24 protein-coding genes are annotated in these 24,194 nt (G+C 71.3%); 18 read left to right on the top strand and 6 right to left on the bottom strand.

The features are described 5' to 3' along the window. Positions 1 to 43 precede the first annotated feature (43 nt). The 6 genes from AC0IY1_RS16110 (at position 44) to bioD (ending at position 6,232) form a co-directional block, all read left to right on the top strand. Positions 44 to 1,423: a M16 family metallopeptidase gene (locus AC0IY1_RS16110; protein ID WP_471770822.1), complete on the top strand. Its 1,380-nt coding sequence runs from the start codon at positions 44 to 46 to the stop codon at positions 1,421 to 1,423. Between the two features lie 87 nt (positions 1,424 to 1,510). Next, complete coding sequence (locus AC0IY1_RS16115; RefSeq protein ID WP_471770824.1) at positions 1,511 to 2,809, top strand: M16 family metallopeptidase; 1,299 nt, start codon at positions 1,511 to 1,513, stop codon at positions 2,807 to 2,809. Between the two features lie 163 nt (positions 2,810 to 2,972). Next, on the top strand, positions 2,973 to 3,578 hold the full coding sequence (locus tag AC0IY1_RS16120; protein WP_471770826.1) for a HupE/UreJ family protein: 606 nt from the start codon (positions 2,973 to 2,975) through the stop codon (positions 3,576 to 3,578). A 103-nt stretch (positions 3,579 to 3,681) separates the two neighbouring features. Beyond that, on the top strand, positions 3,682 to 4,617 hold the full coding sequence (locus AC0IY1_RS16125) for a ring-cleaving dioxygenase (RefSeq protein ID WP_471770828.1): 936 nt from the start codon (positions 3,682 to 3,684) through the stop codon (positions 4,615 to 4,617). 146 nt (positions 4,618 to 4,763) lie between these two features. Beyond that, positions 4,764 to 5,537, top strand: coding sequence for a ferredoxin--NADP reductase (locus tag AC0IY1_RS16130; RefSeq protein WP_055946326.1), 774 nt, complete (start codon positions 4,764 to 4,766; stop codon positions 5,535 to 5,537). Continuing rightward, a complete protein-coding gene (gene bioD / locus AC0IY1_RS16135) occupies positions 5,534 to 6,232 on the top strand; it encodes a dethiobiotin synthase (protein ID WP_471770830.1) in 699 nt (232 codons plus the stop codon). Before AC0IY1_RS16130 ends, bioD begins: the two co-directional genes overlap by 4 nt. A gap of 26 nt (positions 6,233 to 6,258) precedes the next feature. Here the strand turns inward: bioD and AC0IY1_RS16140 are convergent, their stop codons facing one another. The 5 genes from AC0IY1_RS16140 to AC0IY1_RS16160 form a co-directional block, all read right to left on the bottom strand. Beyond that, the gene (locus AC0IY1_RS16140) at positions 6,259 to 7,113 is read right to left on the bottom strand and encodes a hypothetical protein (RefSeq protein ID WP_471770832.1); all 855 of its coding nucleotides are present in this window, start codon (positions 7,111 to 7,113) and stop codon (positions 6,259 to 6,261) included. Beyond that, the gene (locus AC0IY1_RS16145; protein ID WP_471770834.1) at positions 7,110 to 9,164 is read right to left on the bottom strand and encodes a glycosyltransferase; all 2,055 of its coding nucleotides are present in this window, start codon (positions 9,162 to 9,164) and stop codon (positions 7,110 to 7,112) included. Before AC0IY1_RS16145 ends, AC0IY1_RS16140 begins: the two co-directional genes overlap by 4 nt. After that, positions 9,161 to 11,065, bottom strand: a complete 1,905-nt coding sequence (locus AC0IY1_RS16150; RefSeq protein WP_471770836.1) for a glycosyltransferase — start codon at positions 11,063 to 11,065, stop codon at positions 9,161 to 9,163. Before AC0IY1_RS16150 ends, AC0IY1_RS16145 begins: the two co-directional genes overlap by 4 nt. After that, positions 11,062 to 11,769 (bottom strand): hypothetical protein, encoded by a 708-nt coding sequence (locus AC0IY1_RS16155; RefSeq protein ID WP_471770838.1) that lies wholly within the window; start codon positions 11,767 to 11,769, stop codon positions 11,062 to 11,064. Before AC0IY1_RS16155 ends, AC0IY1_RS16150 begins: the two co-directional genes overlap by 4 nt. A 214-nt stretch (positions 11,770 to 11,983) precedes the next feature. Further along, positions 11,984 to 13,378: a M20/M25/M40 family metallo-hydrolase gene (locus AC0IY1_RS16160; protein WP_103709035.1), complete on the bottom strand. Its 1,395-nt coding sequence runs from the start codon at positions 13,376 to 13,378 to the stop codon at positions 11,984 to 11,986. A 422-nt stretch (positions 13,379 to 13,800) separates the two neighbouring features. Here AC0IY1_RS16160 and AC0IY1_RS16165 point away from each other — a divergent pair, with 422 nt between their 5' ends. The 3 genes from AC0IY1_RS16165 to AC0IY1_RS16175 are packed head-to-tail and all read left to right on the top strand — an operon-like array spanning position 13,801 to position 17,598. Beyond that, positions 13,801 to 14,325 (top strand): (2Fe-2S)-binding protein, encoded by a 525-nt coding sequence (locus AC0IY1_RS16165; RefSeq protein ID WP_471770840.1) that lies wholly within the window; start codon positions 13,801 to 13,803, stop codon positions 14,323 to 14,325. Continuing rightward, entirely contained in the window at positions 14,322 to 15,335 is a 1,014-nt protein-coding gene (locus tag AC0IY1_RS16170; RefSeq protein WP_471770841.1) for an FAD binding domain-containing protein, read from the top strand. The genes AC0IY1_RS16165 and AC0IY1_RS16170 overlap by 4 nt, the downstream gene beginning before the upstream one ends. Before the next feature lie 10 nt (positions 15,336 to 15,345). Continuing rightward, the gene (locus tag AC0IY1_RS16175) at positions 15,346 to 17,598 is read left to right on the top strand and encodes a xanthine dehydrogenase family protein molybdopterin-binding subunit (protein ID WP_103709038.1); all 2,253 of its coding nucleotides are present in this window, start codon (positions 15,346 to 15,348) and stop codon (positions 17,596 to 17,598) included. A gap of 64 nt (positions 17,599 to 17,662) precedes the next feature. Here AC0IY1_RS16175 and AC0IY1_RS16180 read toward each other — a convergent pair whose 3' ends face one another. Then, positions 17,663 to 18,769 carry a DUF2778 domain-containing protein gene (locus AC0IY1_RS16180; RefSeq protein WP_471770843.1) on the bottom strand — a complete coding sequence of 369 codons (1,107 nt, stop codon included), beginning with the start codon at positions 18,767 to 18,769 and terminating at the stop codon, positions 17,663 to 17,665. 400 nt (positions 18,770 to 19,169) lie between these two features. On the opposite strand from AC0IY1_RS16180, the gene crcB reads away from it, so the two are divergent. From crcB to AC0IY1_RS16225, 9 genes are all read left to right on the top strand, one after another. Further along, positions 19,170 to 19,538: a fluoride efflux transporter CrcB gene (gene crcB, locus AC0IY1_RS16185; RefSeq protein ID WP_055946296.1), complete on the top strand. Its 369-nt coding sequence runs from the start codon at positions 19,170 to 19,172 to the stop codon at positions 19,536 to 19,538. A gap of 22 nt (positions 19,539 to 19,560) precedes the next feature. Further along, positions 19,561 to 19,998, top strand: a complete 438-nt coding sequence (locus tag AC0IY1_RS16190) for an EamA family transporter (protein ID WP_471771030.1) — start codon at positions 19,561 to 19,563, stop codon at positions 19,996 to 19,998. 211 nt (positions 19,999 to 20,209) lie between these two features. After that, a complete protein-coding gene (locus AC0IY1_RS16195) occupies positions 20,210 to 20,404 on the top strand; it encodes a hypothetical protein (RefSeq protein ID WP_055946292.1) in 195 nt (64 codons plus the stop codon). Further along, positions 20,401 to 20,748, top strand: coding sequence for a hypothetical protein (locus AC0IY1_RS16200; protein ID WP_471770845.1), 348 nt, complete (start codon positions 20,401 to 20,403; stop codon positions 20,746 to 20,748). Before AC0IY1_RS16195 ends, AC0IY1_RS16200 begins: the two co-directional genes overlap by 4 nt. Positions 20,749 to 20,841: 93 nt before the next feature. Beyond that, complete coding sequence (locus AC0IY1_RS16205; RefSeq protein ID WP_471770846.1) at positions 20,842 to 21,000, top strand: hypothetical protein; 159 nt, start codon at positions 20,842 to 20,844, stop codon at positions 20,998 to 21,000. Positions 21,001 to 21,189: 189 nt separating this feature from the next. Further along, positions 21,190 to 21,474: a hypothetical protein gene (locus AC0IY1_RS16210; RefSeq protein ID WP_471770847.1), complete on the top strand. Its 285-nt coding sequence runs from the start codon at positions 21,190 to 21,192 to the stop codon at positions 21,472 to 21,474. A gap of 227 nt (positions 21,475 to 21,701) precedes the next feature. Beyond that, complete coding sequence (locus AC0IY1_RS16215; protein WP_471770848.1) at positions 21,702 to 22,232, top strand: hypothetical protein; 531 nt, start codon at positions 21,702 to 21,704, stop codon at positions 22,230 to 22,232. A gap of 99 nt (positions 22,233 to 22,331) precedes the next feature. After that, on the top strand, positions 22,332 to 23,228 hold the full coding sequence (locus tag AC0IY1_RS16220) for a diguanylate cyclase domain-containing protein (RefSeq protein ID WP_471770849.1): 897 nt from the start codon (positions 22,332 to 22,334) through the stop codon (positions 23,226 to 23,228). A 261-nt stretch (positions 23,229 to 23,489) separates the two neighbouring features. Further along, a complete protein-coding gene (locus AC0IY1_RS16225; protein WP_471770851.1) occupies positions 23,490 to 24,173 on the top strand; it encodes a response regulator transcription factor in 684 nt (227 codons plus the stop codon). Positions 24,174 to 24,194 lie beyond the last annotated feature (21 nt).

Below are 24,194 nucleotides of genomic sequence, written 5' to 3' on the forward strand. Positions count from 1 at the left end.
GGACGGCCCTCGCGAGCGGCCGGCCGCGGAAGGAAGAGCTTCGATGCACCTGTTCAGGAAGGACATGCCCCTCTTCGGACCCGCGCGCGGCCATGCCAGCGCGGGCCGGGCCGAGGCCGCGCCCTTCGGGCGTTCCGAGGCGGGCGGCCCCGAGGTCAGTGCCTTCGCCCTCGACAACGGCCTCGACGTCGTGGTCGTGCCCGATCACCGGGCCCCGGTCGTCACCCACATGGTGTGGTACCGCAACGGCTCGGCCGATGATCCGCTGGGCCAGTCGGGCATCGCCCACTTCCTCGAGCACCTGATGTTCAAGGGCACCGATCGGCACCCGATCGGCGCCTTCTCAAAGGCCGTCTCGGGCCTCGGTGGCCAGGAGAACGCCTTCACCTCCTACGACTACACCGCCTATTTCCAGCGCGTTGCCCGCGATCACCTCCGGACCATGATGGAGTTCGAGGCCGACCGCATGACCGGCCTCGTCCTCGACGACGCCGTGGTGGCGCCCGAGCGCGACGTGGTGCTGGAGGAGCGCCGCATGCGGGTCGAGACCGACCCCTCGGCGCAGCTCTCCGAGGCGATGGCCGCCGCGCTGTTCGTGCATCATCCCTACGGAACGCCGATCATCGGCTGGATGCACGAGATCGAGGAGCTGAACCGCACCCACGCCCTCGACTACTACAAGCGCTTCTACACGCCGGAGAACGCCATCCTGGTGGTGGCGGGCGACGTGACCCCGGACGACGTCCGCCGCATGGCCGACGACACCTACGGCCGCGTCACCCCGCAGGGCGCCCGGCCCGTGCGCATCCGCGCCAAGGAGCCGGAGCCCCGGGCGCTCCGCCGCCTCGCCGTGGCCGATCCGAAGGTCGAGCAGCCGACCCTGCAGCGGCTCTACCTCACCCCCTCCTGCATCACCGCGCGGGACGGCGAGTGCCACGCCCTCGAGCTGCTGGCCGAAGTCATGGGCGGCGGCTCCACCTCCTACCTCTATCGCAAGCTGGTGATGGAGCTCGGCGTCGCAGTGAATGCCGGCGCCTGGTACATGGGCTCGGCCATCGACGACACCCGCTTCTCCGTCTACGCGATCCCCGCCGAGGGGGTCAGCCTGGAAAAGCTGGAGGAGGAGGTCGACCGCGTCCTGCGCCGTGTCCCCTCCGAGGCCCTGGAGCCCGAGGCGATCGAGCGGGCCAAGACCCGGCTCGTGGCCGAGACGGTCTATTCGTCCGACAGCCAATCCTCGCTCGCCCGCATCTACGGCTCGGCGCTGGCCATCGGCGAGAGCATCGAAGAGGTCCGTCGCTGGCCCTCCGACATCGAGGGGGTGACGAAGGCGCGGCTCGTGGCCGTGGCCGAGCGCTACCTGTCGCCCTCCCGATCCGTCACCGGCTACCTGACCAAGGCCCGCGAGGCCGACGCGGCCTGAAGGCCGCTCCCGGCCTCGCGGCCGGGCCACGCAATTCGAGAGGCCGCGGCGCCTGCCGCCGCGCCCCGCGCACAGCATGAGGTTCCCATGACCGTGGCCACCACCGACCTGCTCGACCCCGCCACCCGCTCCGCGACCTCGCCGACCCAGGCGGTTCCCGTCGCGGTCGCTCCCGGCATCGAGGCGTGGCACGTCGAATCCCCGGTGGTGCCGCTGATCGCCCTGGCCTTCACCTTCGAGGGCGGCGCGGCCCAGGACCCGGAGGGCAAGGCCGGCGTGGCCCAGATGCTCGCCCGCCTCCTCGACGAGGGGGCCGGCGACCTCACCTCCGACGCCTTCCAGGAGCGCCTCGCCGCCAGGGCCATCGAACTCTCCTTCCATGCCGGCTCCGACGCGCTGGGCGGCTCCCTCAAGATGCTGGTCAAGCATGCCGACGAGGCGATCGACCTCCTGGCCCTGGCCCTGGCCAAGCCCCGCCTCGACCCCGACGCCATCGAGCGGGTCCGGGCCCAGACCCTGGCCGGCCTGCGCTACCAGCAGAACGATCCGGGCGTGATGGCCTCGCGCCGCTTCTTCGCCGAGGCCTATGCCGGGCATCCCTATGCCCGCCCGTCCTCCGGGACGCCCGAGAGCATCGCGGCGATCACCCGCGACGACCTCGTGACGATGCATCGCCAGATCATCGGGCGCGGGGCCGTCAAGGTCGCGGCGGTGGGCGCCATCGACGCCGCCCGCCTGGCGGAGAGCCTCGACCGGGCGTTCGGCAAGCTCGACATGGCCACCCCCCTCACGGCGGTGCCCCAGACCCGGATGCATAACATCGGCGCGCGCCACGTGGTCGATCTCGATGTGCCGCAATCCGTGATCCGTTTCGGCATGAACGGCGTTCCGTGGTGCGACCCGGACTTCATCCCGGCCTACGTCCTGAACCACATCCTGGGCGGCGGCTCCTTCACCTCCCGCCTGTTCCAGGAGGTGCGCGAGAAGCGCGGCCTCGCCTATTCGGTGGGCACGTCCCTGGTCAGTCACCGCGCCGCTTCGATGACCTGGGGCTACACCGCCACCAAGAACGAGCGCGTCGGCGAGGCCCTGTCGGTGATCGGCGAGGAGATCGGCCGCCTCGTCACGGACGGCCCCTCGGACGAGGAGCTGCAGAAGGCCAAGGACTACCTGACCGGCTCCTACGCACTGGGCTTCGACACCTCGACCAAGATCGCGCACCAGCTCGTGCAGATCGCCTTCGAGGGCCTGGGCATGGACTACATCGCCCGCCGCAACGATCTGGTGGCCAACGTGACCCAGGCCGACATCCGCCGCGCCGGGGCCCGCACCTTCGCGGACGGGAAGATGCTGGTGGTCGCCGCCGGCCGTCCCACGGACGTCTGACGGATCACGAACGTTCGGGGGCGCCCGGGTGTCCGGGGCCCGTGGACGAACCGCCGCGCCTGGCTGCGGTGTCTCGGGCCTGTCCGCGGGCACGACGGTTGCTAGTTTCCGCCGGGGCGGCGACGATGCTGCACCGCTGGTTTTCAAGCTCGGGACAGTCCGGATGACATCACGCCTCGCCTCCCTGCCGGCCCGCCTCGCCCTCGTGACGGCGATGGGCCTCGCCGCGACGCCGGCCCTGGCCCATCCCGGCCACGCGCCCGCCGCCGGCCTGACCCAGGGCTTCCTCCATCCCCTCGGCGGCCTCGACCACGTCCTCGCCATGGTGGCGGTGGGCCTGATCGCGGCCCGCATCGGCGGACGCGCCCTGGTGCTCGTCCCCCTGTCCTTCCTCGGCATGATGGCCGTCGGCGGCGCCCTCGGGGTCGCCGGCATCGGGCTGCCCTTCGTCGAGATCGGGATCGCCCTCTCGGTGGTGGTGCTCGGTGCCGCCCTGGCCCTGCGTCCGGCCCTGCCGGTCACCGCCGCCATGGCCCTCGTGGGCGCCTTCGCGGTGTTCCATGGGCATGCCCACGGCGCCGAGATGCCGGGGACCGGCTCGGGCCTCACCTACGGTCTCGGTTTCCTCGGGGCGACCGCCCTCCTGCACGCGGTGGGCCTCGGTCTCGGCCTCTCGGCCGGGCGGCTCGTGCAGAGCTTCACTGCCCTGCGGGTGACCGGCGCGGGCCTCGCGCTCGCGGGCCTCGGTCTTCTCGCCGGCGCCTTCTGAGCGCCCCATCCGACGTCGTCGAACGGCCCCCTCCCGGGGGCCGTTTCGTTTTCGGACAGGCCGCCCCATCTGACGGGTCCGCCCGTCGCTCAGGGATCAGCCGATGCAACTCACCGGAATCCACCACCTCACCGCCATCACCGCGCAGGCGGCCGACAACCTGGCCTTCTACACCCGGGTCCTCGGCCTCCGGCTGGTGAAGAAGACGGTGAACCAGGACGACGTCTCGGCCTACCACCTGTTCTACGCCGACGGTCTGGCCTCGCCCGGCACCGACGTGACCTTCTTCGATTGGCCGGCGCCGCGCGAGCGGCGCGGCACCAACAGCATCAGCCGCACCGGCCTGCGCGTCGCGGGCGCCGGCGCGATCGACTGGTGGCGCGAGCACTTCGCCCGGCAGGGCGTAAGCCATGCGGTGCCGGTGGAGCGCGACGGGCGCCTCACCCTGGATTTCGAGGATGGCGAGGGTCAGCGCCTGATGCTGCTGGAGGACGGGGGCGCCGGCGAGGCCCATCCCTGGGCGCAGAGCCCCGTACCGGCGGCGCATCAGATCCGGGGTCTCGGGCCGATCCGCCTCAGCGTGGCGCAGATCGAGCGGACCGAGGCCGTGCTCACCGAGATCCTCGGCATGAATCACGATCGGAACTATGAGCTTCCCGAGGGCGAGGTACGCGTCTATCGCATGGGTGGGGGAGGCCCCGCCGCCGAACTCCACCTCGTGGCCGAACCGAAGCTGGCCCCCGCCCGTCAAGGCGCCGGGGCCGTGCACCACGTCGCCTTCCGCATCCCGGACACCGACTATGCGGCCTGGGCCGATCGCCTCCAGCAGCGGCGCATGCCCTCCAGCGGCCCGGTGGACCGTTATTACTTCCGCAGCCTGTACTTCCGCGAACCCAACGGAATCCTGTTCGAGATCGCCACCGACGGGCCGGGCTTCGCCACTGACGAGCCGATGGAGACCCTGGGCGAGCGCTTGGCCCTGCCGCCCTTCCTCGAACCCCGCCGCGCGGAGATCGAGGCCGGCCTGAAGCCCCTCTGACGGGCCGGGGCAGAATTAAGAACGATTCCAAGCCACTGCACGCGCGTGTGCCTGCGTACGCGCGCCGCCTTGACGGGCCTACCGCAGGTGCGAGAAGACCCCACGCAAAGCTTCGAGATTCGAGCGAAATTCGAGACGGACCGTCGATGAGCAAGTTCAACGAGGAGCGTGTGCTGAGTGTCCATCACTGGACCGACACGCTGTTCTCCTTCCGCACCACCCGCGATCCCGCCTTCCGCTTCCGCAACGGCGAGTTCGTGATGATGGGCCTCGAGGTCGAGGGCCGGCCGCTGCTGCGCGCCTACAGCGTCGTCTCGGCCAATTATGAGGAGGAACTGGAGTTTTTCTCGATCAAGGTGCCGAACGGCCCGCTCACCTCGAAGCTGCAGCACCTCAAGGTCGGTGACCCGATCATCGTCGGCAAGAAGCCCACCGGCACCCTGGTGCTCGACAATCTGATGCCGGGCAAGAACCTCTACCTCCTGGGCACCGGCACCGGCCTCGCGCCCTTCATGTCGATCATCAAGGATCCGGAGACCTACGAGCGCTTCGAGAAGGTCGTCCTCGTCCATGGCTGCCGTCAGGTGCAGGAGCTCGCCTACGGCGAGACCATCACCCAGGATCTGCCGAACCACGAGTTTCTCGGCGAGGTGATCAGCGCCGGGCTGATCTACTACCCGACCGTGACCCGTGAGCCCTTCCGCAACCGCGGCCGCATCACCGACCTGATGACCTCGGGCAAGCTGTTCGAGGATATCGGCCTGCCGCCGATGTCGGTGGAGAACGACCGCTTCATGCTCTGCGGCTCGCCCGACATGATCCGCGACACCCGCCAGCTGCTGACCGAGGGCGGCTACGAGGAGGGCAATCACGGCGAGGCCGGCCACTACGTCATCGAGAAGGCCTTCGTCGAGAAGTGAGCGGCACGCGCGCCGTCTTCGTCGCCGGCGCCGGGACCGAGATCGGCAAGACCTACGTCACCGCCGCGCTGACGCGGCGGCTGCGCGCCCTGGGCCGCGGCGTGCGGACCCTCAAGCCCCTGGCGAGCGGCGTCCCGCCCCTCGATGCCGCGGATTTCGCGGAGAGCGACACCGGGCGCCTGCTCGCGGCGCAGGGCCTGGCGACGACGCCCGAGACGGTCGCCGCCTGCTCGCCCTGGCGCTTCACCGCCCCCTTGAGCCCCGATCTCGCCGCCACCCGCGAGGGCCGGACCCTGGCCCTGGACGACCTCGTCGGCTGGTGCCGGCGAGAGATCGCGGCCACGCCGCCCGACACCACGTTGCTGATCGAGGGGGTCGGCGGCGTGATGAGCCCGGTGACGGGGGAGGCGACCGGCCTTGACTGGCTCAAGGCCCTGCGCCTGCCGGCTCTCCTCGTCTCCGGCTCGTATCTCGGCGCGATCAGCCATGCCCTCACGGCGGCCGAGACCCTGCAGGCGCACGGCGTTCCCCTGCTGGGGATCGTCGTCTGCGCCAGCCCCGACGCGCCGACCCCGCCCGATTTCGTGGCGGGGGCCATCGCCCGGCACCGGGCCGTGCCGGTGATCGTCATCGCCCGCAACGGCGACTGCCCGGTCGACCTCGCGGATCTCGTGCGCCCGGCCTCCGCCGCCTGAACGCCCGCAGTCTCGCCGGAGGCGCCTCAGAGCACCCGAAGCGCGAGCGCTCCGGCCGGGCAGAGCCGGAGCACGTGCGGGCGCTCCGGCAGCACGTCCCAGATCCGCGCCTCCGCGTAGCGCAGCAGGACCGTGCCCCCGGGGCCCGGCCCGTGGAAGCACTGCTCCAGGGCGAGGACCAGGGTGGAGCGGGGCGGATGGGGGCGCAGGGTGGTGTCGATCGCGAGGGTGAGCGCATCGGCGGCGGAGTCCGGGAAGGCGTCGAAGCTCTGCACCAGTCCGTCGATCTCGTTCCCATCGAGGGTCAGCACGAGGCAGAGCCGAGGCAGGACGCTGGGGCAGGCCGAGACCGGCACGTCGCGCCTCAGGGTCAGGGCGAAGCGGGGCGAGGCTTGCGCCGGATAAGCCCAGCGCTGGGCTTCGCGGACCCCCTGGAAGGGCACCCATTCCTCCGGCTGCGAGGCGGAGGGGGCGGCGACGCGGCCCTCCGCCCGCCCGTCCTGGCGGTAATGCACCAGGGGGTTGATCCCGGCCAGGCCGACATCGGGGTAGCGCGCCACGTACATCAGGGTGCTGAAGGCGGGGTTCGGGTCGAGACCGGCCTTGGCACCGACGCGCAGGTAATGCCGCACCGGGTCGAGGCGGGTCGCGCCGCTCTGGCGCCGGTAGAAGGCGGTGTCGAAATCCGCGCTGGGATCGCGGTCCTGCGCCGCGCCGCGCCAGACATAGTGCAGGAACGGGTCGATGCCGGAGCGGGCCACGTCCGGGTTGTTCGTCCGGTAATAGGCCGCGTCGAACAGGCGGGGCACGCGGCCGAGGATCACCCGGCGGATCAGGGGCGTGGCGAGGCGGACGGCGTGGAACGTCGGGCTGCGTGTCATGGGAAGGTCGGCGCCTCGCACAACCGGCGCAGGACGGCGCGGTAGGCCTCGGGGTCCTCCTCGCGGCCGACCTGGGCGAGACCGGCGCGCTGCACCTGCGTCCAGGCGGCCGCGTCCGCGTGGAGATGCGCCAGCGTCTCGGCGAAGCCCCGGGGATCGTGCCAGTCATGGACCCGGTATCCGGTGCCGTCGGGCCAGCCCATCTGTCCGGCCAGGACCGGGGTGATGACGCTCGGCAGGCCGCGCGCGACGGTCTCCAGCACCTTGTGCGGGAGGCCGGCGGCGAAGCGCGTGGGGGCAAGGGCGACGCGGGCGGCATCGAGGGCGGGGCCGATCTCGTCGAGGCGACCGAGGACGGTGACGCCGGGCCGGGTCAGCCGCTCGGCGATGGAGGGCGCGACCGCACCGATGATGGTGACGTGGGCCTCCGGCAGGAGCGCCCGCAGGGCATCCCAAGCCTGCCCGAAGAACCAGTCGAGGGAATCGATGTTCGGCTCGCCTTCGCGGGCGAGGGATCCGATGAAGACGAACCCCGAGCGGGCGGCGAAGCCGGGCGGGTTCGGATGGGGCGCCTGGACGTGGCCGAGGACCACCGGATCCGCGACCCCGGCCCGGCGCAGCAGGCGCGCGTCGGCCGGGGAGACGCAGACCACCCGGTCGGCCGCCGCGATGGTCCGCAGCTCCAGGGCGGTCGCCCGGGCGAGGGCCGGCCCCGGCGCCGGCCGGCCCTTGAGGGCATCGACGACGAACTCGCGCAGGGCGTAGAGGGATTCGGAATCGAACACCACGCGGGCGCGGCCGACCTCCCGCGGGGTCAGGCCCAGATCCGCCAGGACCTCGCACACCATGCGGATATGCGGTGGTCGGCTGACCCAGAGCACGTCGTAGATCCCGGCCCGCTCGGTGACGAGGCGCCGGAAGCCTTCCCGCCCGCAGGGCTCGATGACTTCGATCCGGTCCGAGAGATCGCGGTAGGTCGTCGCCGGCTCCTCGCGCTCGCCATAGACCGAGCACACCGTCACGGCGTAGCCGAGGTCCGCCATCGCGTTGACGATGGCGTTGGCCCGCGGCAGCCCGGCTCCGAGATCCTGATGCGGGGCCCGGTCGTCGACGTAGAGGACGCGTAGGGCGAAGGGGGCGTCGTCGCGGGGGCCGAAGCCCGTGCGCCGCGGACCCTGCCCGAAGAGCCAGGGGCCGTGCCGTTCGCGGAAGCGGACCCGGTTGCGATCGAGGAGCGCCTCGACGTCGGCACGCCGGACGCTGGTGCCGCTCTCCACGTGGATCGCCAGGGCCCGGGGCTGGTAGACGACCCGCCGCCCCGCCTGCTGGCAGCGCGCGCAGAGGTCGGTGTCCTCGAAATAGGCCGGCGCGAAGCGGTCGTCGAAGCCGCCGAGATCCGTGAACAGCCGGGCCTCGATCATCAGCAGGGCACCGGAGACGTAGCCCGCGTCGCGGACGTAGGAGGCCTCCGGCGCGAAGGGATCGAGACCGCCGCGGCCGGCCGGATGGGTGAGTTGCGGGTCGTCCTGGAAGCCGGCCCCGGCCTCCTGCAGGATGCCGCCGGGGAACACCAGCCGCCCACCGACGATGCCGATCTCGTCGGATTCCGCGAAGGTGCGCACCAGGGCCGTGAGGGCGCCGGGCATCAGGTCGATGTCGGGATTGAGGAACAGCACGTAGCGGCCGCGGGCCTCGGCGGCACCCTGGTTGCAGGCGGGACCGAAGCCGGCATTCTCTGGATTGAGGCGGATCCGGGCGCCGTCGATGCGCCCGAACAGGGCCCGGGTCTCGGCATCGGAGGCGTTGTCGACCAGGATCACCTCGAAGGCCGGCCCGGCGAAAGCCTGGTGCCCGGCGAGCTTCGCCAGGGTCCAGGCCAGCAGGTGCCGGGCCCCGCGCGAGACGATCACGACCGAGATCACGGGCGCGGCCTCCGGCCGGAACGCGATGCGGACGTCGTTGAGAAACAACGCGTTCCAGATCAGGGCGGCCTCGACCAGGGCCGCCTTCCGGCCTGCCGGGGCGTCGAGGATGTCGGGGGCCGCCATCATGCAAGGGGCTCCGGGCTCGGCAGAGGGTCGGGCAGGACGGTGATGCGGCCGATGAGATCGTCGTGCAGGACCAGGATCGTGGACGCCTCCGTGCCCGCCCCGAGCCCCGCGAAGGTCACGGCCGCCGGCGCCCCCGGGAGGTCCGCGCGGGCGCTGGCATACGCACTGATATACGGGCTGGAATACACCGAAATCCGGCTGGTATTCAGAAGCGTGACACGTCGGAGGGTGATCTCGCGCGTCGGCGTGCCGATCCGGAAGACCGCGTGGGGATGCGTCCCGAACGCGAGGTGACGCGGCAGCGTCAGGGCCAGGGTCGTCTCGTCTCCGGCGGTGCCGACGCGGACCGCCTGGGCATCCCAATCCGCCGCGACGTCCGCCAGCTGCGCCGCGAGCTCCGCCCGGAGGGGCGGGGGCAGGCGCCGGTCGCGGACCCATTCCGGCGAGAGGGCGAGCCGGAGCCCGGCCAGGCCGGCATCCGCTGACCCGGCCTCGTCTTGTTTGCGCCCGGTCTGCGCGGCCTCCGCCCTGGCGAACCAGCGCCGGCGGGCGGGGGTGTAGGGTTCGGCGCCCGGCGGGGCGACGCGCTCGGTGGCGACCAGGAGGCCGAGGTTGGGATCGTCGCGCAGGTCGGACCGCAGGGAGGTTTCGCAGGTGAGGCGTCCGCTCGCCAGGGCGGTGACGACCCGGTCCGGGTCGATGGCCGCCGAGCGAGCCGCCGCCGCATCGGCCGCCAATGGTTTCCCGTCGGAAACAGAAAGCATTGCCAGCAAAGCGGTTTCCGCCTCTTCCGCACGCGCGTTGTAGCCGGCAAATAGATCTGCGCAGGCCCGGGTGAGCGCGGCGAGTTCGGCCGCGTCCAAGGCCAAGGCCAGCACCTGCGTCATCACCGCCTCGGCGGTGTCCAGGCGATGGGCCGGCACGACGGGGTCGAAGCCCTCGAAACCGAGGGCGGTGCCGATGACGGGCTTGCCGAAGGACAGGGCCTCGGCGACCTTCATCTTCAGGCCGCTGCCCATGAGGATGGGCGCCACCACGAGGTCGATTCCGTCGTAGAAGTCCTCCAGGTCTGGCAGGTAGCCGGCGAAGCGAATCCCGGGCCCCGCGGTCGGGCTGAGGCTGTTGCTGATCTCCCCCGCGATGACGAGTTCGGGACGGGCCGCGGTCCAGCCCTCGCTCCAGGCCGCGGCGAAGCGCCGGATGGAGAACAGGTTCGGATCGTTGCCGTGGCCGAGGAAGCCGATCCGCCTCACCCGGGTCGGGGCGGTGAAGGGCCGGCGGGCGGGAAAGCGCGGCGGCAGCAGGTGAACCCGGCGGTCGGTGATCGTCCGGAAATAGGCCGCCTCCTCGGACTGGATCGCCAGCACGATGTCGGCCCGGCCGAGGCCCGCCGCCTCGCCCGCCCGATCGGTGTAGAAGAAGTTCGGCTCGGCCCGGAACGGCCGGTATTGGCGCTGCCGGTCGGCGAAGCGGTCGTGCGTGTCGATGAGCGTCAGCACGCCCGGAGGCGCCGCCTCCAGGGCGCGCGACAGGAAGACGTAGTTCATCAGGATCGCGCTGGTCTCGGGATAGGCCTTCCCGTACCAGGACACGAAGGCGCCGACGGCCTCGGGGCACCAGTCGTCGATGGAGAAGCACCGCGACCGGGTGGTGAGCGGGATGGTCGCCGGCGGCTCGATCCGGAAGGTGTGCCGGAACAGGCCCGCCGCCGCGGCCTCGTCGGTGGGCGGGTGCTGCCCGAAGCGGCGGTAGATCTGGTCCTCATGGGCATAATAGGCGAGGTCGACCGCGTACCCGCCGCGCTGCAGGGCGGCGCAGGTGGTGAGCAGCCGGCGCCGGTTGCCGGCGCTGGTCGGAAACGCCGGCATCGGTGCCACCACGAGGATCGCCGGGCCGCTCACCGTCCGCCCTCGCGGCGGAGACGGGCCGGCGTGACGGTGCCGGGACCGAGGAGGAAGGCGGTCTCGACGGTCGCCCCGCGGGGGTTGCCCCAGGCCGGCGCCAGGGTGAGGTCGATCTCGGGGGCGGGGCCGAAGCGGAGCTCGGCCGTCGCCACCCGGGCGCAGCTCCAGGTGCTGCCGGCCCGCAGCAGCAGGTAGTTCGGCACCGTGGAGCCCGAGAGCGTGGCCCGGTGCGCATCGTCGCCCGCGAGGGCGAGGCGGGGCGCCGTCTCGGGCACCGGACTCTCCGCGACGGCGGGCGCCAGGAGCGGGAACAGCGTCGCCAGAGCGTCGAGGGTGTCCGGCATCACCGCGGCCAGCACCGCCTCCCCGAGGGCGGCGCGCGCGGGGCGCGCCAGCTCCGCCACGGGTCGGGGCTTCGGACAGGCGATCGCCTGGTCGCGAAAATGCGTCTCCAGGGTCAGGACGCCGCCCTCCGCCAGGGCCGCCGCCCCGTCCTGCAGGACCAGGAGCCCGGCGGGATCGGGCTCAGGGCCGCCGAAGCCGGTGAAGGTCCAGCTGAGCAGGCGCAGGCCCGGCGGCTCCGGGACCGCGAGGGGAATCGGCAGATCGGTGGCCACCGGATAGCGGCAGACCAGCACGCCGTGGCCGGCCGCGAACAAGCGGGCTTCGCGGGGGGCTGGATGGTCGGGAAGGGCGGTCATGCGGCCTTGGGACTCGAGCGGAGCGTGAATCCGCGGATCTCGAACGGTCGAGGGTCACCCCAACCCTCTCCTTCCGGGAGAGGGTGGCGCGTCGTCACGCGCGTCCCCCCAAGGGATCGGCGCAGACACCAGACGGGATCGGCGCAGACTCCGGAAGGGATCGGCGCAGGCTCCAGGGTGCGAAGCCGCGCGCCACGGGAGACGAGAGGGCCGCTCAGCCGGCCCGCTGCGCCCCGAAGGCCGCCAGGATGCGAGCCCAGGAGCGGGTGCCCTTGTGGAAGCTGTCGAGGTCGTACTTCTCGTTGGGCGAGTGGATGCGGTCGTCGTCCAGGCCGAAGCCGATCAGCAGCGTGTTGCGGTCGAGGAGACGCTTGAAGTCGCCCACGATCGGGATCGAGCCGCCGGCGCCGATGGTCACGGCGGGCACGCCCCATTCCTCGGCCAGGGCGGCGCGGGCGGTCTCCAGCTCCGGCATGTCGAAGGGCAGGCTGATGGCGCGGCTGCCCTTGTAGCAGATCACCTCCACCGCGCAGTCGGCCGGGATGCGCGCGCGCACGAAGGCCTCGAAGGTGCGGGCGAGCTGCTCGGGGTCCTGATCGTCGACAAGGCGGAACGAGACCTTGGCGCTGGCCTGGCCGGCGATCACCGTCTTGGTGCCCTCGCCGGTATAGCCGCCGATGATGCCGTTGACGTCGCAGGCGGGACGCGACTGGATCAGCTCGATCAGCATGCGGCCGCGCTCGCCGGCCGGCTCCGACAGGCCGATGGGTCCGAGGAACGTCTCCGCCGTGAAGTCGAGGCCGCGCCACTGCTCCAGCACCTCCGGCGGCGTCTCGCGCACGCCCTCGTAGAAGCCCGGCAGCGCGACCTTTCCGTCGGCGTCGTGCAGGTCGGCGATGATCTTGGACAGGACGTGGATCGGGTTGCGCGCCGCGCCGCCGAAGAAGCCCGAATGCAGGTCCCGGTCGGCGCAGGTCACCTTCACCTCGAAATACGCGAGGCCGCGCAGGGAGGTGGTGATGGCGGGCGTGGTCGGATTCCACATGCTGGTGTCGCAGACGAGGACGATGTCGGCGCCGAGCTTGTCGCGGTTGGCCGCGACCCATTCGGGCAGCCCCTGCGAGCCGTTCTCCTCGGCGCCCTCGATCAGGAGGGTGACGCCGCAGGGGAGCTCGCCCTCCATCGCCTTGAAGGCCCGGCAGGCCTCGACGAAGGTCATCACCTGGCCCTTGTCGTCCGAGGCGCCGCGCCCGACGATCTTCTGCTTCCCGGCGGCATCGGTGGCGAGGCGCGGCTCGAAGGGGGGCGTCTCCCAGAGATGCAGGGGGTCGACCGGCTGCACGTCGTAGTGCCCGTAGAACAGCACGTGCGGGGTGCCGGGCTTCGGCGCATGGGCCAGCACCACCGGGTGCAGGGAGGTCTCGTGGATCCCGGTCTCGAAGCCCAGGGCCGTCAGGGTGCCGGCGAGCCAGCTCGCGGCCTCGCGGCACTGGGGGGCGAAGGCCGGATCGGTGGAGATCGAGGGGATGCGCAGGAAGGCGAAGAGCCGCTCCAGGGCGTTGTCGAGGTCGCGGTCGATGTCGTTGAGAACGGGGGCGAGCGCGGTCATCGGGCGTCCTTGATCAGGCGAGTGGCTCAGGCGCGTGGCGGCACAGGCGGCGGCACACGTGGCGCCACCGGGTTAGCGCAACGCGCCCGCGCCAAGCAACCAGGGGACCGTCACGGCGGGCCGGGGGGTGACCGGGAAGGGGCGGCCGACAGCCGGCCCCCGGGGCGGGCGGCCTCCGGGCAGGCGACCGCGGCGGCCCCGCGTCGGTCCGAGGCGCGGCCACGGGATCGGGTCGCCAAGTGGTGCTCCCGTCAAACGTGAACCCGGCGCAGGGATACCCGGCGGGAACACCAGCTTTTTGGAACTGTTATCGAGTGGACCGGGACGGGGCGGATGGTTTTCCCCCGCCGCCGCCCCTGCGAGTTTTTTCCGAACACCAGCGGCGTCGCGCCTTTCGCGCCGCGCAAGCCACGGATACCGCCATGCTCATCGAAAGCGGCTCCAGCCATGCTGCCAACACTCTTGGCATCACCCTGACGATCAATGGCGAGAGCCGGACGCTTCAGGTCGCCCCCTGGACCACACTCCTCGACCTCCTGCGGGAGGACCTCGACCTCACCGGCACCAAGAAGGGCTGCGACCACGGCCAGTGCGGCGCCTGCACGGTGCTGGTGAACGGCACGCGCATCAATTCCTGCCTGACGCTGGCGGTGATGAAGGATGGAGCCAGCATCACCACGGTCGAGGGCTTGGCCGGAGCGCAGGGCTTGGCCGGATCCGACGGGCTGCACCCGCTTCAGGCGGCCTTCGTCGAGCACGACGCCTTCCAGTGCGGCTACTGCACGCCCGGCCAGCTCTGCTCGGCGGTGGGCATGCTCTCCGAGGGCCATGCCCAGTCGCGGGACGAGATCCGGGAGGCGATGAGCGGCAACATCTGCCGCTGCGGCGCCTACACCAACATCGTCGACGCCATCGAGGACGTGATGCACGCGGGAGCCGCGAAATGAACCGCTTCGATTACGTCCGCCCGACCACCGTCGACGAGGCGGTCCTCGCCGTCGCGTCCGGCACCCAGGCCCGCTTCATCGCCGGCGGCACCAACCTCGTCGACCTGATGAAGTACAACGTCGAGCGGCCCGAGCGCCTCGTCGACATCACCCGCCTGCCCCTCGACCGGATCGAGACGCGCGATGGCGGCCTCAGCCTCGGCGCCCTGGTGACGAATTCCACCGTGGCCTACGACGACCGGGTCAAGGCGCGGTATCCGCTGCTGTCGAGCGCGATCCTGGCCGGCGCCTCGGGCCAGCTGCGCAACGCCGCCACCACGGGCGGCAACCTCCTGCAGCGCACCCGCTGCTACTATTTCTACGACGACGCCACCCCCTGCAACAAGCGCGAGCCCGGCACCGGCTGCGCCGCCATCGGCGGGGTCAACCGCATCCACGCCATCTTCGGGACGAGCCCGTCCTGCATCGCCACCCACCCCTCCGACATGTGCGTGGCGCTGGCCGCCCTGGAGGCGACGGTCCGGGTCGCCGGCCCGGGGGGCGAGCGCACGATCCCCTTCGCCGACTTCCACCGTCTGCCGGGCGACACCCCTGAGCGGGACACCACCCTGGCGGCGGACGAGATCGTGCTCTCGGTCGACCTGCCCGACGAGGATTTCGGTGCCCACCACACCTACCTGAAGCTGCGCGACCGGCTCTCCTACGCCTTCGCCCTCGTCTCGGTGGCGGCGGTGATCAAGCTCGACGGCGACACCATCCGGACCGCGCGCTTCGCGCTGGGCGGCGTGGCCCACAAGCCCTGGCGCAACCGCGATGCCGAGGCCTCCCTGATCGGGAAGCCCGCCACCGCCGAGACCTTCGCGGCGGCCGCCGAGATCGTCGTGGCCGAGGCACAGCCCCAATCCGAGAACGCGTTCAAGATCGAACTCGCGCGGCGCGCCATCGCCCGCGGCCTCGCCCAGGCCGCTGCCGGCACGCCCCAGTCGCAGTCCGACAAGCGCATCGCCTGAAGGAACCCCCATGGCCCACAGCATCAGCACCTCAGGCACCGACACCTATGTCGGGACCGCCCAGAGCCGCGTCGACGGCCCGGCCAAGGTCACCGGCCAGGCGAAGTACGCCGGCGAGTTCGCCGCCCCCGACCTGACCCACGGCTACGTGGTCTCGAGCGGCATCGCCCGCGGCCGCATCCTCTCCATCGACACCGCCGCCGCCGAGGCGGTGCCGGGCGTCGTCAAGGTCTTCACCCACGAGAACCGGCCGCGCACCGCCTGGCTCGACTACAATTACCAGGACCAGGTCGCGCCTCCGGGCTCGCCCTTCCGGCCGCTCTACGACGACAAGGTCCATTACAGCGGCCAGCCCGTGGCCCTGGTGGTGGCGGAGGATTTCGGCACGGCGCGCTACGCCGCCTCGCTGGTGAAGCTCACCTACGAGGCCGAGACGCCGACCACCGATCTGCGGACCCTGGAGGATGTGGCCTACGTGCCGCCCAAGAAGCGGTCCGGCATCAAGCCGCCGCCGGCGCCCTGGGGCGATGCGGACGGCGCCTACAAGGCCGCCCCGGTCCAGCTCACCAACCACTACCATATGGCCGTCGAGCACCATAACCCGATGGAGCCCCACGCCTCGACCGTGGTCTGGGAAGGCGGCGGCAAGCTCACCGTCTACGACAAGATCCAGGGCGTCTCGAACAGCCTCGGCTACATCACCGGCGTGTTCGGGATGAAGAAGGACGACGTCCACGTCCTCAACCCCTATCTCGGCGGCGGCTTCGGCTCGGGGCTTCGCCCGCAATACCAGCTCTTCCTCGCCGTCATGGCGGCGCGGGAGCTGGAGCGCTCGGTGCGGGTGACCCTGACCCGCGACCAGATGTTCACCTTCGGCTACCGGCCCGACGTGCGCCAGACCATCGCCCTCGGGGCGGAGGCCGACGGCGCGCTGACCTCCGTCCGGCACGAGGCGATCTCCGGCACCTCCGGCTTCGAGGACTACCAGGAGGTGGTCGTGAACTGGTCGGGCATCCTCTACGACTGTCCGAACGTCGCCCTCGACTACCGGCTCGCCAAGATCGACACCTACACCCCCTCCGACATGCGCGCGCCGGGCGCGGTGACGGGCGTGTTCGCCCTCGAGATCGCCATGGACGAGCTCGCCCACGAGACCGGCCAGGACCCGATCGACCTGCGCCTGCGGAACTATGCCGAGAAGGACCGGACCCAGGACAAGCCGTTCAGCTCCAAGTCCCTGCGGGCGGCCTATGCCCAGGGCGCCGAGCGCTTCGGCTGGTCGACCCGCAACCCGGAGCCGCGCTCCATGAAGGAGGGGCGCGAGCTCGTGGGCTGGGGCATGGCCACCGGCATCTGGGAGGCCCTGATGCAGCAGTCCAGCGCCCAGGCGACCCTCACCGCCGACGGCAAGCTCGTGGTCGGCAACCAGACCGGCGACATCGGCACCGGCACCTACACCATCCTGACCCAGATCGCCGCCGACGCCCTGGGCGTTCCGATGTCGGACGTGACGACGAAGCTCGGCGACTCGAAGCTCGCCGACGCGCCGATCGCCGGCGGCTCCTGGACCGCGGCCTCCTCGGGCACGGCGGTGATGAAGGCCTGCCGCGACATCGCCGCCCAGGTCTTCACCCTGGCCCGCGGCCTCGACGATTCGCCGCTGGCCAACGTCGATTTCGACCGCGCGGTCTTCAAGGAGGGGCGCATCTCCGTGGCGGGCGACCCGTCCCGCAGCATCGCCCTCACGGAGGTGATGGCGAAGGCCGGGATGGACAAGATCGAGGCCACCGGCTCGGCCGGGCCGGATTCCAATCACTCCCAGGAATTCGCCGGCTACACCCACTCGGCCATCTTCGCCGAGGTGAAGGTCGACGAGGACCTCGGCGTGGTGCGCGTCACCCGCGTCGTCTCGGCGATCGCGGCGGGCAAGATCATCAACACCAAGACGGCGCGCAGCCAGATCCTCGGCGGCGTGGTGATGGGCATCGGCTCGGCGCTCGAGGAAGAGTCCATGCTCGACCACACCATCGGCCGGTTCATGAACCACAATCTCGGCGAGTACCACGTGCCGGTGCACGCCGACATCCACGACATCGACGTGATCTTCGTGGACGAGGACGACACGGCCAATCCGATGGGCGTGAAGGGCCTGGGCGAGATCGGCATCGTCGGCACGGCGGCGGCGGTGGCCAACGCGGTGTTCCACGCCACCGGCAAGCGCATCCGCACGTTGCCGATTACCATTGACAAGATCATCGGCTGATCCCGCGCCGCCGGTCTTGATGTCTTGAGAGCCGCGTGCCTGTCCGGGCGCGCGGCTCTTCTGTTCAGCGCGTGGCGCGGCCGAACAGGCGCTCGGCGAAGGTCGGGCCCGCATCGCCGCGCCCGGCGACCACGACGAGGCGGCGGACCTCGCCGCGGAGGAAGGCCTGGAGGAAGCGGTTGTAGTCGCGGAACGAGACGCAGCCGTTCGAGGCGCCGCTGGGGCCCAGCATGTAGGTGTGGGCCAGGATGCCGTCGCGGCCGTGGATCGCCGCGCTGCCGCCCACCGGGTTGAGGCGGATCGCCCGGACGCCGTGGAACAGCGCCTCGCGCTCGGTGAGCTCGTAGGTGCCCGGCGGGGTCGAGCCGCGCATCCGGCGGTGGACGTGGCGCGGGTTGTCCATGCTCTCGCCGAGGCCGGAATGGGCCTCGAGCCGCTCGCCGCTGGGCAGGGTCACGGTGCGGGCGGTGATGTCGTAGACGGCCGTGCCGGCGCCGACCACCGGGCTGCTCTCGATCACCCGGCGCGGACCCGGATCGACGCTGGGATCCACCGCCGCGTAGGCGAGGGTGGTCCGCGGCTCCGCCTCGGGCTCCGGCGCGGAGCGCGTTCCGAACACCGTGTCGAAGAAGGAGCGCTCGGCCGCGGCATCGGCGCTCGCGCGGGCGACCTGGGTCCGGCGGGTGGCCAGGGCGCGCAGGGCGGGCGCCGCGCGGAGCGCGAGGCGGGCCGGCTCGGCCTGGGCCACGAGGCCGGCCGGGCGCGGCACCGGCAGCGGGATGGTCTGGGGCAGCGCCTGCGCGATCCGGACCGGGCTGGCGGCCGGAGCAACCGGGACCGGCGCGGGGCGCGGCGTCGCCGTCGCCAGCCGCGTCCGGGCGGCACCCGCGCCGGGCAGCAGGGCGGCGCTGAGCGGGGCCGCCTGGGCCAGCCCCCGGGCTGCGGAGCCCAGGACCGGCACCGGATCGAGCATCCAGGCGGAGGCGCTCGGCGCAGGTGCGGTCGCCAGCACCGCCCGTCCCGGGCCGGCCGGGACGGGTGCGTCCGGCGCGGTCAGGTGCGGGAAGGCGGCGCAGAGGAGCGCCACCGCGGAGGTCCGCAGGAGCATCGGCCCGTGGGGCCGGCGACGGCGGCGGAGGCGGCGGCCGGACGGGTACACAGCGTCGTTCATGCGGGCGAACTCGAATACGCAGTTCCCGAACTGGCACAGCCCATCGCCGCAGACCTCAAGAGAAGGTTAAGCGTAGACGAGAGCGGCGGAAGGTGCCCGTTAGGAAAACATCAACCTTAACTGACCCTATTCAGCCGCAGCTTGGTTAATCCCAGATAAACCGCGACGCATCTTGTGCAGAAATCTTGCGCCACGTGGTTCAGCGCCGGCCGGGAGCCTCCATCCACGGTCGTCGGCGGGGCGGAGCGAGACGGATCTGCCCGCCGCCGGCACGAAATCCCGTCCGTGCCCTGTGGACCTCGGGGGCAAGCCGGGCCCCGACGGCGAACCGCTCGAAGTTTCTGCGTATCCTGAGCGCCGGGCCGGGCTGGCGGCCGGCTGCAGGGGGATCGTACCCGCCATGGGGTTTCTCATCGTCTTTCTCGGGGCCGGCCTCGGCGGCATGGCCCGGCACGGCGTCGGGCTCGCCGCCCTGCGCTTCGGCACGGCCTTTCCCTACGGCACGATGGGCATCAACATCCTGGGCTCGATCCTGATGGGGGTGCTGGCGGGCTGGTACGCCATGCGCAGCGGCAGCCAGCCGATGCGGCTGTTCCTGGCCACCGGCGTGCTCGGCGGCTTCACCACCTTCTCCTCCTATGCCCTCGACGGCATCCTCCTGTTGGAGCGCGGCGAGGTGGCTGCGGCCATCATCTACATTCTCGGCTCGGTGGTCCTCGGTCTCGCCGGCCTGCTCCTCGGCCTCATGGTCATGCGGATGATCCTGTGAGACCGGCCGGGCCGTCGTGATGCTGAGCGCGCTGCTGCAATCCTGGCGGTTCTGGGCCCTGCTCTCGGCCTTCTTCGCCGCGCTGACCGCCATCCTGGCGAAGGTCGGCGTCACCGGCGTGCCCCCCGACGTGGCGACCTTCGTCCGCACCGTGGTGATCCTCGCCCTCACCGGCGCGATCCTGTTCGCCACCGGGCAGGCGACGGGCCTCGCGACGATCCCGGGCCGCAGCGCCGGCTTCCTCGTGGCCTCGGGCCTCGCCACCGGCGCCTCCTGGCTCTGCTACTTCCGGGCCCTCGCCCTCGGAGATGCGGCGCGAGTGGCCCCCCTCGACAAGCTCAGCGTCGTCCTCGTGGCGATCCTCGGGGTGATTCTCCTCGGCGAGAGCCTGACCCTGCCGAACTGGATCGGCGTCGCCCTGATCGCGGCCGGGGCAATCCTGGTGGCCTACCGGGCCTGAGAACCGCCCGGCACCGCGCTGTCGCAGGATCAAGCCCCCGCCACCGCGCCGTTTTTTCCAGCGCATGGAATTCTTCCAAATCGAAGACAGTAGATCGTTCGCAGCGTACAAGATTCAATCAATTCCAATGTTGTGGGAATTGCTTGCCAAGCGGAGACTAAGCTTTCAAACCCTCTCTCAACGACGCTGATCGCGAGAGGAGAGCGGGATCATGGAACGCATGCTGGACTGGCTTCGCGGCGCTCTGCGGATCGCCTGGTGGGACGGCTCGGCCCTCGACCTGCGGCTGCATCGCTTCGCCGATCTCATCGACGCCCTGGCGGGCGCTCCGGAGACGGATCCCGCCCTGGTGCCGGCCCACTGGCGGGAACGCCCGTCCGACCGGACCTCGGGAGCCCGGGCGTGAGCGGGCAGGACGAGCGGATGGAGGCCCCACCCCACCCGGTGCCGGCCTGCGCCGAGCCCGCGTCACCCGAGGCCCATCTCGACGAGGCCCTGCGCCGCGCTTTCTGGCAGAGCCTGAACCGGGCGCCCCTGCCGGCCCTCTCGGCACTGGAGGTGGCGGCCCGCGTCGTCGGCGCCCTCTATCGGCAGGTTGCCCAGGCCCATGAGGGGCCGCAGGGCTGCCGTTGCGGCTGGGAGCCGGATCCCGATTGCGACCTCATCGTGCTGGAGGCCAACCTCGCGGCGGCCCTGATGCAGCCGCCCGAGCCCGATCTCGCGCGCATGATCCCCCTCGGACGCGCTTGAGCCGTCACGGTTACGATTCCCTCACACTCCCGGGCCGAACATGGCCGACGCGAGCCCGCTGACGGCCTCGCGTCGGCGCGCGGGGAGTGTGAGATGGACGGGTTCTATCGCGGGATCGAGACGGGCCTCCTGGCTCTCAGTCTGGTCCTCGGGCTCGGTGCCCTGGTCTTGTCGGACCGTGCCCTGCCACGCCCGGCCGTGACCCAGTTGGCGGTCACCCTGCCGATGATCTCCGTCTCGGCGCTGCCCTGAGCTCTGGTCCGGGCCGCATCCGAAATCCCGCTCAAGGATTCATGATCGGTCCGCCCTCTTGACTGCAACCCTTCCGGCCTCTCGCGACTTAACAGTCCAAGATGCAACGCGCGCCGCTGGGCACGCCGTTGCACGATCCCGACATGTTGAGGGCACGTCCACCGAGGGATGTGCGAGCGAGACTTTTCGATGGTAGCGAATCGACTGCGCGTGTCCACGATCGTGGGCGCTTTCGTCTTGGCAGGGACGGTTCTGACAGGAGCCGGTTTCTCGGGCGCTCTCGTCCCCGGCGCCATGGCGGCCCCGGTCGCCAACCAGGGACCGGGCAAGACCGCCGTGGTGACGGCGGCCGTCACCCCCGTCGCGGCGGTGACCGAATCGGAGGACGAATCGGTCAATTGCAGCCGCTCGCGCAAGCGCCTCTGGGTCGAGGGCGAGGGCTGGATCGTTCGCCGCGTCACCACCTGCCGCTGACTTCGGACCGAGACCACCGAGGCGAACCCGACCCTGCCGCGAGGCAGGGTTTTTTCGTGTCATCGGTCCGGTCGCCCGCCGCCCCGGGGCTGCTCCGTTCCGATGGGGACCCTGGCCGGCACGCCCTGTAAGCACTCTTCGACGCTGAACGCCGCCGGGATTTGGGGAACGACGGATGCGGCCGCCGGTTCTTTCTCGAATCGGCCAGCGTGGGAGTTCGGCGCCGCATGACCACTTGTTCGAAGATCCGGCCGCGCCGGGGAATCTCTCTCCGCGTCGTCGGCCTCGCCGGCACCCTGGTGCTCTCCGGCTTGGCCGGCACGGCGCAGGGCCAGGACCTCGCCTACGGCACGGATCCCTATGCCGGTTCCGAGAACGGCTATGGCGGGCCGCTGCTCCACGGCGACTATGTCGGTGCGCCGCTCACCCGCTTCCCCCGCCCGAGCGAGCTCGTGCCCAGCGCCTGGGGCTACGGCACTTACGGCATCCCCACGGTGGCGGGGATCCGCAGCGCCTCGGTCGGCACGCCGACGGTCTACGTCATCGATGGGCAGCCCTCCGCGCTGCGCACGGCAGCCCCGGGCCGCGCCCGGGTTCTGACGCGCAACCGCCAGGGGCGCTGGTCGGACGCGGCCGGCGCCGAGCGGACCCGGGCCCGCGGCGGGCCGTTCCAGGCTGCGGCTCCGGTCGCCGAGACGGGCGGTGGCGCCCGCGTCATTCCCGTTCGGGTTTCGCCGGTCCAGATCTCGCGCCGGTAAGGCGGTTGCGGGAAGAAGACTTCGAGCCGGCTTTCGCAAGCGGTTAATCTGTTCGTGCCACTCTCACGTCAAGAACCGTGAAGGTGGTCAGGCCGCGTCATGCATATCGTCCTCGTCGACACCAGTCGGGTCGTGCTCAAGATGATCGCGGCGCTGCTCGAACCCAACGGGCACACTGTCTCGGCCTTCACCGATTCTGCCGAGGCCCTGAACTTCGTCGAGAATACCGGCTCGGTTCGGGTGCTGATTACCAGTCTCGAGGTTCGGCCCCTGGGCGGCCTCGAACTGTGCTGGTCCGCCCGCCTGCTCGCCGAGGCCAATCGTCCCCTCTACGTCATCACCATGTCCTCGGCCCGGAACGCCCGGAACCTCGCCGAGGCCCTGGATAGCGGCGCCGACGACTTCATCGAGAAGCCGCCGGGACCGGAGGAGCTGCATGCCCGCCTGCGGGCCGCCGAGCGCCTGACCACGATGCAGAGCGAACTGATCCGCCTCGCCGACACGGACTCGCTGACGGGCCTGCTCAACCGGCGCGCCTTCCTGCAGAAAGCGCGCGATGCCGCCGACCGTGTGGGGGATCACGGCAAGATGTCGGCCATCCTCCTCGACATCGATCACTTCAAGCGCATCAACGACGAGTACGGCCACGACGTCGGCGACGCGGCGATCCAGGCTGTGTGCCGCGAACTCGCCCTCGACGGCCTCGTCGGCCGTCTCGGCGGCGAGGAGTTCGGCATCGTCCTGCCCCATCGCACCGGCGCCGAGGCCGAGGGTCTGGCGACCCGCCTGCGCCGCTCGATGGAAGCCCTGCGCATCCGCGGCGGCCGGGTCCCGATCCGCCTCACCTGCAGCTTCGGCGTCAGCGAGTGGTCGGAGGGCGACACCATCGAGGGGCTTCTCAAGCGGGCCGACATCGCCCTCTACGAGGCCAAGACGACGGGACGCAACCGCGTCGTGAGCGCCGCCTCCGACCTCGTGCTGGCACGCGCCGGCTGAGTCCGACCCTGTCTCGAATCGAGGGTTAACCCGCCGACGCCCCTGTGCCGTTGCGAAACGCCAAGCTTCCCGATCCGACCGCGAAATCCGGCCGTTTACCAAAGTACCGCGCGGATTTCCGCGCGGCTTGGGCAATGTTCGGGGGATTTCGCCCGAATCCAGACTGAGATTTGGCCAGTAAAGCTCTGGAACGGAACTTGATCTGAACCTCCCAGGGAACGCCGCGGTGTGTCGCGGTGGGACAATGGGGAGTGCAGCGGCATGAATGACGCCGTGGGAGTTTTGATCGTCGGCGAGCCCCTCGGGCTCGAACCCGCGTTTCGCGCCGTCATCGAGCATGAGCCGCGCCTGCAGACCTTGAGCGAGGGCGAGCTCGCGCCCGGATCGGAAGGGCCGTCGCGCAAGGTCGCCTTGCTGTTCGTCGGCGCGGAGCCCGAGCCGGGCCTCGCCGGCCGGATCGCGGCGCTCAAGGGCCGGGCGCCGGGCCTCGCCGTCCTCGTCGGCTTCGAGGTGCTGCGGGCCGGCCTGCTGACCCGTCTGGTGGATGCGGGCGCCGATGCCTTCATCGCCCGCTCGGCGACGCCGCGCGACGTCTGCGAGGCCCTCCTGAGCCTTGCCGCCAACCCGGCCGAGCCGACCTGGGACGAGGCTGCGGCGGCAGCGCCGGCCGATGGCCTGACGCCGCGCGAGGCCGAGATCCTGCGCTTCCTGAGCGCCGGCTTCAGCAACAAGGAGGTGGCGCGCCGCCTGAACCTCAGCGTGCGCACGGTGGAGACCCACCGCCTCAACCTGCGCCGCAAGACCCAGACCGGGCGTCTCAAGGACCTCGTCGCCCTGGCCCGCCACCTCGGCCTCACGCCGGTGGTCGATGCCGCTCCGGTCCGTTCGACGGGCGGCGACCGCCCCCGGGGACAGCACGCGAGCGAGTCCGTGGCCCGGCTCTGAGCCGGGCCGCGACGCCCCTCG

This window comes from Methylobacterium sp. AC690 (assembly GCF_979256535.1).